Origin of the sequence: Agromyces sp. Root1464, assembly GCF_001427265.1 — a bacterium.
Taxonomy (GTDB): Bacteria; Actinomycetota; Actinomycetes; order Actinomycetales; family Microbacteriaceae; genus Agromyces; species Agromyces fucosus.
In genome coordinates this window covers 1638977-1657015 of record NZ_LMFU01000002.1, presented here as the reverse complement: position 1 = coordinate 1657015, position 18039 = coordinate 1638977, and the positions used below count along the sequence as shown (strand labels likewise).

Sequence of the window (18039 nt, the reverse complement as noted above, 5' to 3'; positions counted from 1 at the left end):
CGTGAGAGGTTGCTTGGCAAGTCACTCCGAACGCGTGAGAGGTATCCCTAATGCCACGAAGCATCAGACCATCCGCACATCGACGCCGATCGATCGCCGCCGCCATCAGCGGCCTCGCGATCGGCGTCGCCGGGGTCGGCGCGGCCGCACTCCCGGCCACCGCCGACCCGACCGGAGGCGGCACAGCACCACCGGCCGCCTCGCCCGCGACCCCGGCGTCAGCCGGCGGTTCGCACACCGTCACCCTCATCACCGGCGACCGGGTTACCGTGACCGACCTCGCCGACGGCACGCACACGGTCGAGGTCGATCCCGTCGATCCGGGCGAGGGGTTCCAGACGCTCGACGTCGCGGGCGAACTGCACGTGCTGCCCCGCGGCGTGATGCCCTACCTCGCGGCAGGCGTCGTCGACCGCGATCTCTTCAACGTCAGCCGCCTCATCGAGTACGGCTACGACGACGCCTCGGTCGACGCGACGCCGGTCATCCTCGAGCTCGACGGCGATGCAGCCGCCCGCCGCTCGGCGCCGGAGCCCGTGCCGGGCGTCGCGCTCGGCACCCCGCTCGCGAGCATCGGCGGTGCCGCGGCGTCGGCCGATCACGCGAGCGCCGAATCGACCTGGGCGGCCTTGACGGATGCCGCGGCATCCGATGCCCGCAGCTTCGGCGCCGGCGAGCCCGACGCGGTGAGCCTCGGCGGCGGCGTCGCGGCGATCCACCTCGACGGCAAGGTGCAGGCGACGCTCGACGAGAGCGTGCCGTACATCGGTGCGCCCGAGGCGTGGGCGGCCGGGTACACCGGCGATGGCGTCACGGTCGCCGTGCTCGACACCGGCTACGACGACACCCACCCCGACCTCGCGGGCCGCGTGCTCGCCGACTCGACGAGCTTCGTGCCCGACGAGGCCGTCTCCGACGACCCCAACGGCCACGGCACCCACGTCGCCTCGACGATCGCCGGCACCGGCGCCGCGAGCGGCGGCACCCACCGGGGCGTCGCCGACGGCGCCGACCTGCTCGTCGGCAAGGTGCTGAGCGCCGCCGGCGAGGGCCAGGACTCGTGGATCATCTCCGCCATGGAGTGGGCCGCCGACCGCGCCGATATCGTCTCGATGAGCCTCGGCACGCGCTACGGCGACGACGGCACCGACCTCATGTCGGTCGCACTGAACGAGATCTCGGCTGAGACCGACGCCCTCTTCATCGTCGCCGCGGGCAACTCGTCGGCACCCGAGACGGTCGGTTCACCGGGCTCGGCGGCGAGCGCGCTCACCATCGGCTCGGTCGACGACCCGAGCGGCGAGCTGTCGTGGTTCTCGAGCCAGGGGCCGCTCGTGCGCTCGGGAGCGATGAAGCCCGACCTCGCAGGTCCCGGCAACGACGTGACCGCCGCCCGCTCCGCAGACAGCGACGGTTCGGGGTCGTACGTCAGCATGAGCGGCACCTCGATGGCGACCCCGCACGTCGCGGGCGCCGCGGCGATCGTGAAGCAGCAGCACCCCGAGTACACGGCGGCACAACTGCGAGCGGCGCTCACGAGCACGGCGACGGATGTCGGGCTCACGCCCTACCAGGTCGGCGCGGGCGTGGTCGATGTCGCCGAGGCGATCGAGGCCGACATCGTGGCCTCCGGCTCCGGAGACTTCGGCATGCTGTCGTGGGGCGAGGACGACGCGCTCGTCACCCGAACGATCGAGTACGCCAACCGCGGCGACGCCGAGGCGACGATCGAGCTGGCCGCGGCGCTCACCGATACCACGCCGGGTGCCGGCGGCGGTCTCGAACCCGGACGCGCGGCCGTCGAGGCATCCGAGGTGCTGACGATGGATGCGACCTCGCTGACGATCCCCGCCGGTGAGACCCGCTCGGTCACCCTCACCGCCGACCCGTCGAAGGTGCCGGCCGGAGCGCAGCTCTCGGGCGCGCTCACGGCGGCGATCGACGACGGCACCGTCACCCGCACGGCGCTCGGCATCATCGCCGAAGCCGAACGCTACGACCTCACCGTCACGGCGACCGGCTTCGACGGCGAACCCCTCGCGACCTACGGATGGATCTGGAACGCCGAGACCGGCTGGTACACCTCGTTCGGTGTCGACGGCGAGACCACGCTGCGACTGCCCGCAGGCCTCTACTCGGTGATGTCGTTCATGGACGTCGCCCGGAACTCCGACACGCAGGCCATCGCGCTCGTCGGCGACCCCGACGTCGTGCTCGAGGGTGCGGCGACGGTCGCGTTCGACGCCCGTGCCACCGAGCCCGTGACCGTCGACGTCGGCGAGGACGACCTCGAGGCGACGGTGCGCCGCATGGACTACCAGGTCGACGGGTTCACGGGCAGCGCCCTCGCGCCCGTCTGGATCGACGAGCTCTACGCGCAACCGATGGAGGCGCCCGAGGCCGAGAGCTTCGACTTCACGACGCGCTGGCGCCTGCAGCAGCCGACGCTGTCGCTGAACGCGGGCAAGGAGCGGCTCGACCTCATCGCGCAAGCGGGATCCACGCTGCTCGACGGCGGGATCCGCGCACGCGCGGTCGACGTGGGCCTCGGCAGCGCCGAGGAGTTCGCCGCGGTCGATGTCGCGGGCAAGGTCGCGGTCGTGACCCGTTCCGACGTCGTCTCCGCTCCCGAGCGGTCGGCGAACGCCGTCGCCGCCGGTGCTGCGCTGCTGCTCGTCGTGAACGACGCCGATGGAGAGCTCAGCGAGTGGGTGGGCTCCGCCGACTACGGGTCGGACACGCCCATCCCGGTCGCCGCGATCAGCGGCGTCCAGGGGCGGCAGGTGCTCGAGGCGATGGCCCGGAAGAGGGTCACCGTCACCGGTGAGGGCATCGTCGACGCTGACGAGATCTGGGACATCGTCCGGTACAGCGAGGGTGCCGTGCCCGATGACCTCGACTACCAGCCGAGCGAACTCGCACGCATCGACACGACGTACCACGGCGAGCCCGAGCTCGTCGGCGAGTTCCGGTACGACTTCGTCCCGGGCGTGCAGTACGGCACGGGCTACTTGATGCGCACGACGCGCGGCATCGAGCGCACGGAATGGGTGAACACCGATCAGGTCGAGTGGTACCAGGGCGCGACGGTCGTCGACGCAGGCTGGGAGGTGCGCGACCTCAAGCGCGCATACGAACCGGGCCAGGAGGTCGAGACGAGCTACTTCGGCTCGATCGTGCGGCCGTACGTCGGGCCCGGCTACTGGGCGCCCAATCGCACCGGCGACTACGCGCAGGTCAACCTGCCGTCGTGGGCCGACGGCGCGAACGCCGACCGTACCGGCGCGTTCGACACCTACTCGGGTGCTGACGACCGCTCGCAACTCATCGAGGTCTACATCGATGGGGCGCTCGCGAAGTCGTCGAACTACCAGGGCGCGACGCTCTGGGACCTCCCCGACGGCGAGTCCGAATGGCGCATCGTCGACACGGCGACGCACGACGGCACCACCCTCGAGTCGTCCACGTCGACCCGGACGGAGTGGTCCTTCACGTCGACCGGATCGGCCGACGATCCCGGTCGCCAGTTGCTGCCGATGATGCAGGCGTACTACGACGTCGACCTCGACGAATCGGGCCTTGCCGGTGCCGGGCGAAAGCGCGGCGCCCCGGTGAACCTCGAGCTCGAACTCGGGCACATCGCCGAGGCATCCGGCATCGCGGCCATCTCGGACGCGACGCTCGAGGTGCGGGTCGACGGGGGCGAGTGGCAGCCCATCGCACTCGAGGTCACTTCGGCAGATGACACGGTGGACGAGCCGTCGGAGGACGGCCCGCCGATGTTCTCCGAGGGTCGCGACGTCGTCACGGCGTACGCCGCGAAGATCCGCGTGCCCGACGCCGGTGCATGGGTCGACCTGCGAGTGACGGCGACGGATGCCGCGGGCTCGACCTTCAGCCAGGAGATCGAGCGGGCGTTCGAGGTCGCTGCGGTGAAGAAGGGCGGCCGGCACTGAATGCAGTGTGAACCGGTGATCCAGTGATCCGGTGAACGAGCTGAGGCCCGAGCGAACGCTCGGGCCTCAGTCGTGCCGGGGCGCGTCGCGCTCGTCGTGATTGCGCGGGCCTCGGCGTCGCACCCGCGGCTCGTCGAGCCCGAGGTGCACCCGCGTGCGCTTGCGCTCGAAGACGATGAACCCCGCACCGAGCGCCCAGAGCGGCAGCTGGGTGAGGAAGGCCAGGCGGAACGCCTCGAGGCTGTAGGTGTCTGGCGTGCCCGCGCCGAGCGCGTCCATCGCGATGCCGATGAACAGGATCGCGAGGAGGGCCGCGAGGAACCCGCCGACGTTCACGATGCCCGTCGCCGTGCTGAGCCGGTGGCTCGGGTTGTGGGTGCGGGCGTGGTCGAAGCCGATCATCGACGCCGGGCCGCCCGTGCTCAGCGCGAGGGCGAGCGCGAAGAGCAGCCAGAGCGGGGCGGGGCCGGGCCACAGGATCACGGCGAGCCACGCGACGACCTGGACGGCGATGATCGGCAGCACGAGCATGCGCGAACGCCGCATCGGGTGACGACTCGAGAGCGCCCCGATGACGGGCCCGATCACCATGCCGGCGACGACGTAGACGCTGAAGACGAGCGAGGCCATCGCGGGCGTGAGGCCCTCGCCGACCGTGAGGAACGGGAACCCCCAGAGGAGCACGAACGCGGTGCCCGAGAACGGCGTCGTGAAATGCGACCAGAATGCGAGCCGCGTCGCGGGGTGCGCCCACGACTCCGTGAACCCCTGACGAAGGTCGGCCGACGACGTGACCGCGCGGATGGCGCCGGTCTTCGTGTCGACGCTCACGTCGGCGTCGCGGCCCGGCGGGCGGTTGCGGATCACGGCGAACGTCAGCACGGTGAAGAGCACGCCGAGCCCGGCGAGGGTGCCGAAGGCGACGGTCCAGCTCGTTGCGTGCAGCAGCGCCGCGATCGGCAGGATCGCGAGCAGCTGACCGGACTGCCCGACGATTCCCGTGAGCTGCACCATGAACGGCGCCTGCCGCGTGGGGAACCACACCGCGACGACGCGGAGCACGCTCGGGAAGATGGCCGCATCGCCCGCGCCGAGCAGGATCCGGGCGACGATCGCCGTGCCGACGTCGGGGGCGAAGGCCATCACGAGCTGGCCCGTCGCCATCAGGAACATGCCGATCGTGATGATGGGGCGCGCGCCGAACCGGTCGAGCAGCACCCCGACCGGGATCTGCATCGCGCCGTAGACGAAGAGCTGGATCACGGCGAACATCGACAGCGTCGAGGCATCCGCGTCGAAGCGCACCGCGGCGTCGACGCCCACCGCGGAGAGCGACGTGCGGTTCGTCACCGACAGCATGTAGGCCGCGACCCCGACACCCCACACCAGCCACAGCCGCCAGGGGCGAACTGGCGCGGGGTCGATCGTCACGGGGCCTTCACTTCGTCGGTTGCGACGACGAGGGGTGCGGGCCGTCCGTTCCAGCGTATCCCCGACGAGCGGATGCCCCGTCGCTTGTGTCACGACGAGGCATCCGTTCGACCGTCAGTCGAGCAGGTGATCCAGCGCCCGGCCCATCCAGTCGGCTCGAGTGGCGGCATCGGCGATGCCCTCGAAGCCGAAGCCGGCCATCAGCGAACCCGGGGTGGCCACCACCGCGGCCTCGGGGAACCCTGCGGCCGTCGTGATGATGAAGTTGTTCGGGTTCGGGCCGCTGCCCGGAGGCGGTCCGGCGATCGCCCATCCGCCGGTGTCGCCGTTCTCGAACGACGTCGTGCCCTGGCCCGTCGAGACCTCGATGTCGTCCACGAAGACGCCGAGACCCTGCGTGGACCAGTCGCTGATGTACGCGATCGACAGTTCGACGGAGCCGCCGGCGTACGCCGACAGGTCGACCGACCACTGCTGCCAGCCGCCCGAGTTGCCGGAGTCGGCCCACCACTCACCGGTCGTGCCGGTCGACGTGCACGTCGTCGCCGCGACGTCGAGCGTCTGGTAGTGGTCGAGCTGCGGGTGCAGGTCACGCCAGCCGGCCGGGCAGCTCTCCCCGGTGCTCTGGGTGGTGTTCCCGTTGACATCGGGCAGGGTCGTCCAGTCCTCCCCGCCGGCGGGGCGCGCCTCGACAGCGAGGTGGTCCCAGTCGGCCTCGGTGTCGTACGACGCCCAGAACGACATCGTGGCGCCGCCGGCCGGTACGGCGACCGTGTTGGTCAACCGCTTGTACGACACGTCGCCGATCTGCGAGTAGGCGTACGCGTCGCCGGTGTGCGGCTCGAACGGTCCACCCTCACGATCCCACCTGCCGGCGACCCAGCTCTCGAACTGCGGGTACACCGCCGGGTCGAGGATGCCGCTCGTCGTGATGTACGAGTTGCTGTGGTCCTGGTTGTCGGCACTGTCGGCGCCGTTGAAGCCCCACTCGAGGCCCGTGAACGGGGTGTCGACGCCGAGGACGTCGAGGAGGCCGTCTTCCGTGGTGCCGGCATCGTCGACGACGAGGTACGCGCCGAGCCAGTACTGCATGGTGTCGTTCATCGAGTCGCCCGAACCGCCGAGTGGGCGGCACCGCTCGAGGATGCCCTCGGTCGTGCGGCACGGAGCATTCGCCGCCGTGGGGTCGTAGAGCTGGTTGCCCGTGACCCCCGCCGCCGCGTACTGGCTGCCGGCGTACTTGCCGGTGTAGAGCACCTGGCCGCCCTCGTTGAGGAAATCGCGAACCTCGAGGGTGTTGTCCATCGCCAGCCGCGAGGCGTTGCCACCGGGCCAGCCGGCTTCGCGAGTGACGATGTCCTCGCCGGTGTACCAGATGACGGCGTCGTAGTGCGAGAGCACGCCAAGGGCGTCGGGTGCCGTCCGGTTGCGCGCGTCGACGTCGTAGACGTCGTATCCGGTGCCGTTGGCGTCGAGCGCGTCCTGGTAGTAGTCGAGGTAGTTCGGTCCGCCGGCCTGCGCCGGGGAGGCACCCGTGTAGTCCTCGGCCGCCATGATCAGCACGTCGTCGGTGGATTCCTCGACGGCCTTGTAGGTGAACGAGTCGCTCGACTCGCCCCCGCCTTCGAACCAGACCTCGACCTCGTCGCCCGGAGTGGTCCCCGTGACGACGCCGCGCATGGTGTGGAAGTAGACCCCGGTCTTGCCGCCGTAGCGGTCACCGCCGGTCCATTCCTCGGTCGGGGCGGCGACGGCGGGGCCGTCGTTGATGGAGTACTTCAGCGTCACGTCGCCCAGGCTGCGCTTGGCGATGACGCGCACCTCCTGCGGGTCGCCGTAGGAGTAGTCGAACGTCAGGTTCACCTGGGGCAGGCCGTCCTTGTACGTGTCGTCGCTCTGCAGGTAGAAGGGCTTCGTCTCGAGGCCCAGGTGCGACACCGGGTTGGCGGGGTCGGCCGCCGACTTCGCCACGTCGAGTGCGAAGGGCAGGGCGCGTTCGAACTCCGCCTGCACCTGCGCCTCGTCGTCGGGGAACACGAACCCGCCGCCGGCCGGCAAGCCTTCGCCGAGTTCCGGTGTCCACGCCAGGGTCCCCTCCTGCGAGTGCGCGAAGTCGGTGGTCTCACCGTTGGTCACGTACAGCACGTCCGACGACAGGCCCGGCTCGAAGTCGGGAATGGCCGGCTCGTCGCGGTTGCCCGACAGTGCGTAGTAGATCGGGTCGTCCGCAGTGGGCGTGCCGGTCTGCCATCCCTCCGCGTACAGCAGCCACTGCCCGAAGGAGTGGTAGTTGACCTGGAACGAGAGGTCGGCCCGGTCGAAGAGCGACATCATCGCCTGCGTCTCGGGCTCGGAGCCGGCCGATGGTCCACGGTAGGTGTCGCTGCTGCTCTGCGACGACGAGCCCTCCTCGTCCCAGCCGAAGTGCTCGGGGTAGTTGCGGTTGGGGTCGACGCCGTCGGCCCGTGTGACCTGGCCGTCGTTGTCGTTGTCGCGCAGGTTCTTGCGCCACAGTCGCTCGGTGTCGAACGTGTACTGGTAGCCGTCGGGGTTGGCCACGAGCACGAACCACAGTTCGTTGTTCTTGAGGAGATTCTTGATCTCCTTGTCGTTCGTCCGCCAACCGTCGATGTAGTAGTTCAACAGTCGTCGGTTGACCTCGGTGGAGATCCACTCACGGGCGTGCTGCGTCGAGCTGTACAGCACGCCGGGGCGCGTCCCGTCCGCCTGGCCCCTGGCACCCTGGGTCAGCTTCAGTGCGATGATCTCGCGGCCCTCGTAGGTGTGGCCGAGCACCTCGAGCTTCACCAGCTGGGGGTTCTGCTTCGCGAGGCGGTAGAGCTCGTCGCGGATGCCTCCCGGCTCGTCCCAGGAGCGCCACACGGTGTAGCCCTCCGCGGCCTGCTCGTCGGCCAGTTGCCGAGCGGACTTGCCGTCCTTGTTCTTCTTGACCTTGACGTCGAGGCCGTGGGCCTGGAGACCCTTCGCCTCGTCGGCGGTGAGCACCAGGTCGATGCTCACGCCCGAATCGGTGACCGTGCTCTGGGCGACGTCGAAGCCGGCGGCGGCGATCTCGGCCGCCTCCGCAGAGCTCACGTCGGCCGTGTACATGTCGAGCGCCCCGGTGTCGTCGTCGACGGCGTTCGCGCCGACGGGACCGAGCATCGAGAACGCCAGTGCAAGCGTGGCGACCCCGAAGACGAGGCGATTGGGAATGCGATGGGTTCCAGCCATGACGACTCCTTCGGTCCGTCTTCGGCCAGAACGGGAGTGACGACGTCGTCTCGGGTGCCTGATGCTCGTCACAACTCTGTGCTCACTGCGGACCCTCAGGGGTTAGCCTCCTGCGACCCGCCGCGGCTGTCAAGTCCCCCATGGGCCGACGACGTTCGCCGTGCCGGTCGCCCGCGGAGACGACGATGCCCGCCGGCACCGAGGTGCGGGCGGGCATCGTCGTGCTGGTCCTAGACGATCGCGTCGTCGGTCTCGGTCTCGGGCTCGCCGGCCGACGAGTCCGCCTCGCCGCCCGGGGCCGTCGCCGCGTCCATCGCCTCGAGCTCGGCGTCGATGTCGGTCGCCGCCTGCTCGAACTGCGAGTTGTAGAGGCGGTAGTAGGCCCCCTTCGCAGCGATGAGCTCGTCGTGGTTGCCCTTCTCGACGATGTCGCCGTGCTCCATCACGAGGATGAGATCGGCATCGCGGATGGTGGACAGGCGGTGCGCGATCACGAACGACGTGCGTCCCTCGCGGAGCGCCGCCATCGCGTGCTGCAGCAGCAGCTCCGTGCGCGTGTCGACCGAGGAGGTCGCCTCATCGAGGATGAGCACCGACGGCTGCGCCACGAACGCGCGAGCGATCGTGATGAGCTGCTTCTCGCCGGCCGACACGTTCGACGCGTCTTCGTCGAGCACGGTGTCGTACCCGTCGGGCAGCGAGTGCACGAAGCGGTCGACGTACGTCGCCTGCGCCGCGGCCAGCACCTCGTCGTCGGTCGCCGACTGGCGGCCGTAACGGATGTTGTCGCGAATCGTGCCCGCGAACAGCCACGGGTCCTGCAGCACCATGCCCGTGCGTGCACGGACGTCGTGGCGCGTGAGGTCCGCGATGTCCTGGCCGTTCACGAGGATGCGGCCGGCGTCGAGCTCGTAGAACCGCAGGATGAGGTTCACGAGCGTCGTCTTGCCGGCACCGGTCGGGCCGACGATCGCGACCGTCTGCCCCGGCTCCACCTGGAACGACAGGTCGGTGATGAGCGGACGCTCGGGCGTGTACGAGAACGCGACGTGCTCGAACGCGATCGTGCCGTCGCCATCGGCGGGCGCCGGGGCATCCGCTGCATCGGGTTCTTGCTCGTCGGCGTCGAGCAGTTCGAAGACGCGCTCGGCCGAGGCCGTGCCCGACTGCACCACGGCAGCCATGCCGCCCAGCTCCGAGAGGGGCTGGGTGAACTGCTGCGAGTACTGGATGAACGCCTGCACGTCGCCGAGACGCAACTGCCCGGTGGAGACCATGAGCCCGCCGAGCACCGCGATGCCGACGTACGTGAGGTTTCCGATGAACATCATGCCCGGCATGATGATGCCCGACAGGAACTGCGCCTTGAAGGATGCCTCGTACAGCTCCTGGTTCTCGGCCTTGAACTTCGCACGCGAGTCCTCTTCGCGGCCGAAGACCTTGACGAGGGCGTGACCCGAGAAGGACTCCTCGACGCGGGCGTTCAGTCGACCGACCTTGCGCCACTGGATGCCGAAGGCCTTCTGCGACTTCGGGCCGATGATGCCGAAGATGACCGCCATGAGCGGCAGCGAGACGAGCGCCACGAGCGCGAGCTGCCACGAGATCGTGAACATCATGATGAGCACGCCGACGACGGTGAGCACCGAGGTGACCACGGTCGAGAGGGACTGCTGCATCGCCTGCGTGATGTTGTCGATGTCGTTGGTGACCCGCGAGATCAGCTCACCGCGCTGCACCTTGTCGAAGTAGCTCAGCGGCAGGCGGTTGATCTTCGCCTCGACCGACTCCCGCAGGCGCCACATGGTCTTCACCATGATGACGTTGATGACGTAGCCCTGCACCCAGGTGAGCACGGACGCGACGATGTACAGCGCGAGCACGAGGATGATGACCTGGCTCAGGCGCACGAAGTCGACGCCCTCACCGGGCACGACGCCCGCGGTCGCGACGACGTTGGCGAGGTCGTCTTGACCCGAGGCCCTGAGTGCGTCGACGGCCTGCTCGGTCGTCGTGCCCGCGGGCAGCTGCTGGCCGATGACGCCGGCGAAGATGATGTTCGTCGCCTCGCCGAGCACCTTCGGCGCCCACACCGTGAGCACGACACCGAGGGCGCCGAGGACCGAGGCCAGGGTGAACCCGAATGCGTGCGGCTTCAGCAGTCCGATGAGACGGCCGAAGCTCTGCCCGAAGTTCTTCGCCTTGCCCGGTGCGACGGCGCCGCTCCAGTCGTCGGCGTTGATGCGCGCCTGTTCGCCGAGTTCGATCTCGATCTGCTCTTCTGCGGAGAGCGGGGTCTGTGCGGTCATCGTGCGGCCTCCACTCCGAGCTGGGATTCGACGATCTCGCGGTAGGTCTGCGAGGTCTCGAGCAATTGTTCGTGCGTGCCGAGTCCGACCATGCCGCCGTCGTCGAGCACCACGATGCGGTCGGCATCGGTGATGGTCGAGACGCGCTGCGCGACGACGATCTTCGTCACCTCGGGCAGCTCACGCCAGAGCGCCTGCCTGAGTCTCGCGTCGGTCGTGAGGTCGAGCGCCGAGAACGAGTCGTCGAAGACGAGGATGTCGGGCCGGTGCACGATCGCGCGGGCGATCGCGAGCCGCTGGCGCTGGCCACCCGAGACGTTCGTGCCGCCTTGGGAGATCTTCGCGTCGAGCTTGCCGTCCATCGCCTCGACGAAGTCGCGGCCCTGGGCGATCTCGAGCGCGTGCCACAGCTCTTCGTCGGTGGCGTCTTCACGCCCGTACCGGAGGTTCGAGCCGACCGTGCCGGTGAAGAGGAACGGACGCTGCGGCACGAGGCCGATCGACGACCAGAGGTGGTCGAGATCTGCTTCGCGCACGTCGACGCCGCCGACCTTCACGCTGCCGCCGGTCGCGTCGAAGAGACGCGGGATGAGCGAGATGAGCGTCGTCTTGCCGGCGCCCGTCGATCCGACGATCGCGACCGTCTCACCGGGCGCTGCGCCGAACGTGATGCCCGAGAGCACGGGGTGCTCGGCGCCGGGATAGGTGAACGCGGCATCCGTGAACTCGACGGCACCCGGCGTCGGGAAGACCGTCACCGGGTTCTCGGGGCGGGCCAGCGTGGAGGTCGAGTCGAGCACCTCGCCGATGCGCTCGGCCGAGACGGCGGCGCGCGGGATCATGATCGTCATGAAGCTCGCCATGAGCACACCGGTGAGGATGAGCATCACGTACTGCATGAATGCGAACAGCGTGCCGATCTGCACCTCGCCCGCGTCGACGGCGAACGCGCCGAACCAGACGACGCCGACCACCGTGACGTTCAGCACGAGCATGAACAGCGGGAAGAGCAGCACGAAGAGCGAACCGACCTTGCGGCCGACGACCATGATGTCGGTGTTCGCGCCGCGGAAGCGCTCCTCTTCGATGGGCTCGCGCACGAAGGCGCGCACGACGCGAACGCCGGTGAGCTGCTCGCGCATGATGCGGTTCACGTTGTCGAGCTTGTGCTGGTAGCTGCGGAAGAGCGGCACCATGCGGCTGATGACGATCGTCGCGATGATGAGCAGCGTGGGCACCGCGACCGCGATGATCCAGCTCAGGCCGACGTCTTGCTGCAGCGCGAAGATGACGCCGCCGATCGCGAGGATCGGCGCGGTGACGAGCATCGTGGCGCCCATCATCGCGAGCATCTGCACCTGCTGCACGTCGTTCGTGTTGCGGGTGATGAGCGAGCCGGGGCCGAACCTCGACACCTCGCGCTCCGAGAACGCCGAGACGCGCTCGAAGACGTGGTCGCGGATGTCGCGGCCGGCGCCCATCGCGGCGCGAGCCGCGAAGTAGGTGGCGATGATGGACGCCGTGATCTGCCCGAGGGAGATCAGGAGCATCAACGAGCCGGTCGACCAGATGTAGGCGGTGTCGCCCTTGCTGACGCCGTTGTCGATGATGTCGGCGTTGAGGCGGGGCAGGTAGAAGGTGGCGAGTGCCGAGATGAACTGGAAGATCAGCACCCCGAGCAGGAGCCACTTGTAGGGCTTCAGGTAGCGGACAAGGATTTTTCCGAGCATGGCGTCTCCATTGTGAGGAGTGATGAGTCGAGCGGACACCGCCTGCCGAGGCGCGTTCCTGCGCGCACGGCATCAGCCAGGGCAGCCACACCCCTCGCTCGACCTGCAGCATCGCACCCCCGTACGACATTGCAGCGATACAGCCTCACACGGTGGGCGGGGCGACGCAAGCGAGAGTGGGTCATCCGTCCCCGACGTTCACCGAGAGCGAAATTCGCGGCCATCAGCACATTGCAGAGGCGCGAGAATGGGCGCGGAGGTCGTGATGATCAACACCCATGAGGTCGAGAACCAGGTGCCCGCCCGCGAGGGTGTCGACGAGTTCACATCGAACGTGCCGCTCGTCGAGGCGGTCGCGCGATGGGGTCGCGGCGGCGCCGAGGCATCCGCTCAGGCCGAGGCATCCGCTCCCGCCGAGGCATCCGCTCAGGAGCTGGTGCGCATCGGCGCGCACGTCGGGTCTTCGGCCTTCCAGCGCGACGCCGAGCGCGCGAACACCCACCCGCCCGTGCTGCAGGCCTTCGATCGGTGGGGCCGTCGCGTCGATGAAGTCGAGTACGACGACGCCTACCACCGGGTGATCGGCGCGGCCGTCGCGGCCGGGGCGCACACGAGCGCATCTGCGGCGCCCGGCCCCGGTGCGAACGTCGACCGCGCGGCGGCGTTCCTGCTGTTCGCGCAGGTCGAGCCGGGGCACGCCTGCCCGGTGTCGATGACGCACGCGGCGGTGCCGACGCTCGAGCTCGCGGCATCCGGCCTGCGAGACGAATGGATGCCGCGGCTGCTGAGCCGAGCGTACGAGCCCGGGCTCGGCGGTGATGGCGGTGGCGGTGGCACGACGAAGCAGTCGGCGCTCGTGGGCATGGCGATGACCGAGAAGCAGGGCGGTTCCGACGTGCGGGCGAACACGACGCGCGCGGAGCGGCGGGGCGGTTCCGGCTCGAGCAGCGGCGCGGCGTCGTGGGGCGCCGAGTACGGACTGACCGGGCACAAGTGGTTCTGCAGCGCGCCCATGAGCGACGCGTTCCTCGTGCTCGCGCAGGCGCAGCACGGGCTCAGCTGCTTCTTCGTGCCGCGCGTGCTGCCCGACGGGTCGCGGAACGTGTTCCGCATCCAGCGGCTGAAGGACAAGCTCGGCAACCGGTCGAACGCCTCGAGCGAGATCGAGCTCGACGGCACGACCGGCTGGCTCATCGGCGAGGAGGGGCGGGGAGTCGCGACCATCGTGCAGATGGTGACGCGCACCCGGCTCGATTGCGTGATCGGCTCGGCGGCGGGCATGCGGCAGGCCGTCGCCGAGGCGGCGTGGCACGTGCGGCACCGCAGCGCATTCGGTGCGTTGCTCGTCGACCAGCCGGTGATGAGCGCGGTCGTCGCCGATCTCGCGGTCGAGTCAGAGGCGGCGACGCTGACCGCGATGCGGCTCGCGCGCTCGTACGACGAGGATGCGGATGGCGCCGAGCAGGCGTTCCGCCGGCTGGCGACGGCCGTCTCGAAGTACTGGGTCTGCAAGCGCGGTGCCGGTCACGCCGCCGAAGCCCTCGAGTGCCTCGGCGGCAACGGGTACACCGAGGCGTTCCCGCTCGCCCGCCGCTATCGGGAGCAGCCGCTGCTCGCGATCTGGGAGGGCTCGGGCAACGTCATCGCGCTCGACGTGCTGCGCGTGCTCGCGCGGGAGCCCGAGGCGTTCGAGGCGTTCTTCGCCGAGGTCGGGGCGGCGGCGGGGGAGTCGCTGGTCTTCGACGCCGCACTCGACGCGGCGCGATCGCTCGTGCGCGAGCTGTCGGCGACGGATGCCGCGGGCGCCCCGCTCCTCGCACGGGAGCTCACCGAGCGGCTGGCCCTCGTGCTGCAGGGCTCGCTCATGCTGCGGTACTCGCCGGGCGGTGTCGCCGATGCGTTCGTGCGCACGCGCCTCGGCGACGAGGGCGGGCGGCAGTACGGGGTGCTGCCGCGCGGGGCGGATGTCGCGGGGATCCTCGCCCGGGCGTGAGGGTGCCCTCGGCTTGTGGCGTTGTGGCGTTGTGGCCTTGCGTCCCTGTGGCTTGCGGCCCTTGCCCTGTGGATAATCCGTCGTCGGGCGCCGGATGCTCGCCTAGGGTGTTCGCCATGTCCCTCTCCCGACCGATGCGCCGATCCCGACCGCGAGTCGGCGCCGCGCTCGCCGCAGCCGGTGCCCTCGCGCTGCTGCTGAGCGGTTGCGTCGGCAATGCACCGACGCCGTCGCCGAGTCCGTCGTCGGATGCCGCGGAGCCGATCTTCGCCTCCGATGAGGAGGCACTCGCGGCGGCTGTTGAGGCGTATGAGCGCTACATCAAAGTTGCTGCGCAGATAGGTGAAGATGGAGGCGACGATCCTGAACGTCTACTTCAAGTGGTCTCTGAGGAGTACTCGATAGTTGCGATCGCAGACTATGAGGATCTCGCCGATCATGGCTATCGAGTAACCGGCCGAAACTCGATCGACACCACGTCGCTTGTTGAGTCGTCTACGCATGAAGGGCAAGCGGAAGTCACCATCTATGGATGTGTGCGAGTCGGCACGACGCGGATCGTTGACGCTGACGGAAAAGACATCACGCCAGTCGATCGCGATACCGAGGTTCCGCTTGTACTTGTGTTCGCAGGGGCGGAGCCGGACGGCCTGAAGCTGACGAAGAGTGACCTGTGGACCGGCGACGACTTCTGCTGATCGGCCTCGTTGCAACGGTGATGGCGGGTGCTATCGTCGCCGTTCCGATTCCCGCCTTGGCATGCACACTCACTCAGATTCAGGCAGGCGGGTGCGTTGCTGACTCAAGCGGAGCCATCGATGGTTCTCACGTCGACATATGGGCGGAGACCGAGGAAGGCGGTCCTTCGACCTCCTCGCCCCGGATTGAGGACGGCCAATTGGAGCAGAGTCCGCCGCAGGTCGATGAGCCGACAACAGTCAACGAAACCAAACCAACAATGCCCGAGAACTGCAGCCCATTGAACGCCCAGCTCTGCGCGGCCCCACCGACGACACCCCCAGACCCAGCTGCGCCAGCCCCGCCCGTCGTCGTCACGCTCCGCGATATCGCGTCCTTCGTCCCCGCGAAGCCGGGCAACGAGATGGAGCCCGGCGGCTGGGCGGTCGAGGACCTTCCGGCGAACTTCGTGGCCGCGGCATCCGTGCAGGTCGTCTCGGGCACCCTGCTCGGCCAGCCCGCCGACGTGCGGTTCACACCGGTCGGATACCGGTGGCGGCACAGCGACGGGGGTGTCGTCGAGAGCGGTGCGCCGGGTGCGACGTGGGCGACGCTCGGGCAGCGCGAGTTCACGACGACGGGAACGAGCCACGTGTACGCCGATTCCGGCGAATACAGCGTCGCGCTCGAGGTCGTGCTGCGTGCCGAGTACCGGTTCGCCGGTTCCGGCTGGCGCGCGATCGCCGGCACGCTGGCCGTCGCCGGAGACCCTCAGCCCGTGCTGGTCGGTGACTTCGACACCGTGCTCACCGACGGCGACTGCAACGCGAACCCGTCCGGTCCTGGCTGCTGATCCGGCGCGCCGCGGCGGCGGTGGCGCGGGCCTGCACATTTTTCAGGACGAGAGCGTGCTCGGGCCCGCCTATGGACCGGTGAGACACGATGTCCTGCAAAATGCCGCCGACTCGGCGATGGGTGAGGCGATGTGACGCAGGCGGCGGATTTTGTCGTGCCCGGTTGCCGCCCGCGTCATCCCGCAGCCGCGAATCTCTCTCCGTACAGCTTCCCCAGGCCCTGCACGCCGTCGGCGGCGAACGCCCTGCGCTGCCGGGCAGCGCCGGTGCCCTCGCGCAGCAGTCGTGCCATTCCCTCGCGTGCGAGCGCGAGGTCCCCTGCCGCCTCGAGCCCCGGCTGCAGCACGCGGATGCACCGCTCCATCACCTCTGCCGCGGGAAGCAGCTCGGCGAGCACGGGGTCGAGCACCGTGCCACTCAGCCCGGAGTGCGCCGAGTGCATGAGCGACGCGTTCAACAACTCGGGGCCGGGAGCAGCCTCCGAGGTCGGCTTCACCGCGGCCTCGCTCTCCAGCGACTCGTCGACGACGCACGCGACGAGAGCGCGGAAGAGCGCCGCGAGCAGCACCGCAGACCATGCCTCGAGCTGCGCATCGGCGACGCGAATCTCGACCGTGGGCACGTGCGACGACAGGCGGGCGTTCCACATGATGATCGCTTGGTCCTTCATGCCGCCGACGCCGATCAGTCGTTCGAGGCGCCGATCGTAGTCGGCGCCGTCGCGGAAGATCGGGGGGCAGCCGGTGGTGGTCCAGCGCCGCTGGGCGACGTTGCGCCAGCTCTCGAACCCCGTGTCGTGTCCGCGCCAGATCGGTGAGTTGCCGGTCAGCGCCGAGAAGAGCGGAAGCCAGGTCCTCGTGACGTTGAGGGCGCGGATCCCGTCATCGTGGTCGGCGACCCCCACGTGCACGTGGAGGCCCTGGATCTGATGGTCGGCGATGACGCCGCCCATGTCTTCGACGATGCGGAGGTACCGCGGCAGGTCGGTGACCGTGGGGAAGCCGTACGCGTCGGGCGGCATGCCGACGCTCGCGATGACGACGCCGAGCCGCTCAGCCTCTGCTGCGAGTTCGCGACGGAAGCCCACGAGGGCGTTGTGCGCGGCATCCGTCGAGGTGAACACCGCCGAGGCGTGCTCGACCTGGGAGGCGAGGAACTCGCGGTGCGTGATGCGGGCCAACTCCGGGCGCGCGTGGAGGTGGTCGAACGCACCCTCCGCGACATCCGCCGGGCGAAGCGTCTCGGGGTCGAGGAAGACGAACTCCTCTTCGATGCCGAACGTGGAGACTACCGCCACCGCAGTCCCCTCCCTGAGCACGATGCAGACGCTCGAACTCTCCTCAATCGTGAGAGCGGTGTCAACCCCCCTTCCGGACGGAGGGAACATGCTGTCGAAATCCGTCACACAGCCTCGACATACTGGTGGGAGCGCGGTTCAGCCTCCCAGATCGAAGGAGCGATTCCGATGAAGACCTGATCCAGATCTACAGCAACCCCGAGTCGCGCGCCGTGTGGAATGCGTTCACGCCCGAGGAGCAGGCCGAGGGCTACGGGTTCTACGAGGCGATCAGCGCCGAGCTCGCCTCGAGCGGCGAGGTCATCGCGGCAGAGGCGCTCGCCGACATCTCGCTCGCCAAGCGCGTCACGAACGGCGGCGACGGCGCGGTCGCGAGCGACGGCCCGTTCGCCGAGACGAAGGAGCTGCTCGCCGGCTTCTACCTCGTCGACTGCGAGAGCGAGGCGCGGGCGGTCGAGATCGCCGGCCGGTTCCCCGAGGCGCAGTTCGGTCTCGTCGAGGTGCGCCCGGTACTCGAGATGGCATCGGGCCCCGACGTGTGAGAGACGTGAACCCCG

General features: G+C 69.3%; 10 protein-coding genes. 5 read left to right on the top strand and 5 right to left on the bottom strand.

Features of this window, described 5'->3' with window-relative positions; all coding sequences use genetic code 11:
• Positions 1 to 50: 50 nt before the first annotated feature.
• Positions 51 to 3956, top strand: coding sequence for a S8 family peptidase (locus tag ASD23_RS13260; RefSeq protein ID WP_056011381.1), 3906 nt, complete (start codon positions 51 to 53; stop codon positions 3954 to 3956).
• Between the two features lie 66 nt (positions 3957 to 4022).
• Here the strand turns inward: ASD23_RS13260 and ASD23_RS13255 are convergent, their stop codons facing one another.
• The 4 genes from ASD23_RS13255 to ASD23_RS13240 form a co-directional block, all read right to left on the bottom strand.
• A complete protein-coding gene (locus tag ASD23_RS13255) occupies positions 4023 to 5315 on the bottom strand; it encodes an MFS transporter (protein WP_082571561.1) in 1293 nt (430 codons plus the stop codon).
• A 186-nt stretch (positions 5316 to 5501) separates the two neighbouring features.
• The gene (locus ASD23_RS13250) at positions 5502 to 8621 is read right to left on the bottom strand and encodes a M14 family metallopeptidase (protein ID WP_056011375.1); all 3120 of its coding nucleotides are present in this window, start codon (positions 8619 to 8621) and stop codon (positions 5502 to 5504) included.
• A gap of 230 nt (positions 8622 to 8851) precedes the next feature.
• Positions 8852 to 10930, bottom strand: a complete 2079-nt coding sequence (locus tag ASD23_RS13245) for an ABC transporter ATP-binding protein (RefSeq protein WP_056011371.1) — start codon at positions 10928 to 10930, stop codon at positions 8852 to 8854.
• Positions 10927 to 12660, bottom strand: a complete 1734-nt coding sequence (locus ASD23_RS13240) for an ABC transporter ATP-binding protein (RefSeq protein ID WP_056011368.1) — start codon at positions 12658 to 12660, stop codon at positions 10927 to 10929. Before ASD23_RS13240 ends, ASD23_RS13245 begins: the two co-directional genes overlap by 4 nt.
• Positions 12661 to 12925: 265 nt before the next feature.
• Between ASD23_RS13240 and ASD23_RS13235 the strand changes: the two genes are divergently transcribed.
• From ASD23_RS13235 to ASD23_RS13230, 3 genes are all read left to right on the top strand, one after another.
• Positions 12926 to 14653, top strand: coding sequence for an acyl-CoA dehydrogenase family protein (locus ASD23_RS13235; protein ID WP_200941715.1), 1728 nt, complete (start codon positions 12926 to 12928; stop codon positions 14651 to 14653).
• Positions 14654 to 14769: 116 nt separating this feature from the next.
• Positions 14770 to 15351, top strand: coding sequence for a hypothetical protein (locus tag ASD23_RS18895; RefSeq protein ID WP_157377087.1), 582 nt, complete (start codon positions 14770 to 14772; stop codon positions 15349 to 15351).
• Positions 15352 to 15611: 260 nt separating this feature from the next.
• Positions 15612 to 16184 carry a hypothetical protein gene (locus ASD23_RS13230; RefSeq protein ID WP_157377086.1) on the top strand — a complete coding sequence of 191 codons (573 nt, stop codon included), beginning with the start codon at positions 15612 to 15614 and terminating at the stop codon, positions 16182 to 16184.
• 176 nt (positions 16185 to 16360) lie between these two features.
• On the opposite strand, the gene ASD23_RS13225 is transcribed toward ASD23_RS13230, so the two are convergent.
• Positions 16361 to 17482 carry a carboxylate-amine ligase gene (locus tag ASD23_RS13225; RefSeq protein WP_056011359.1) on the bottom strand — a complete coding sequence of 374 codons (1122 nt, stop codon included), beginning with the start codon at positions 17480 to 17482 and terminating at the stop codon, positions 16361 to 16363.
• Positions 17483 to 17607: 125 nt separating this feature from the next.
• On the opposite strand from ASD23_RS13225, the gene ASD23_RS13220 reads away from it, so the two are divergent.
• Positions 17608 to 18024: a YciI family protein gene (locus ASD23_RS13220; RefSeq protein ID WP_056011357.1), complete on the top strand. Its 417-nt coding sequence runs from the start codon at positions 17608 to 17610 to the stop codon at positions 18022 to 18024.
• The last annotated feature ends 15 nt before the right edge of the window (positions 18025 to 18039 follow it).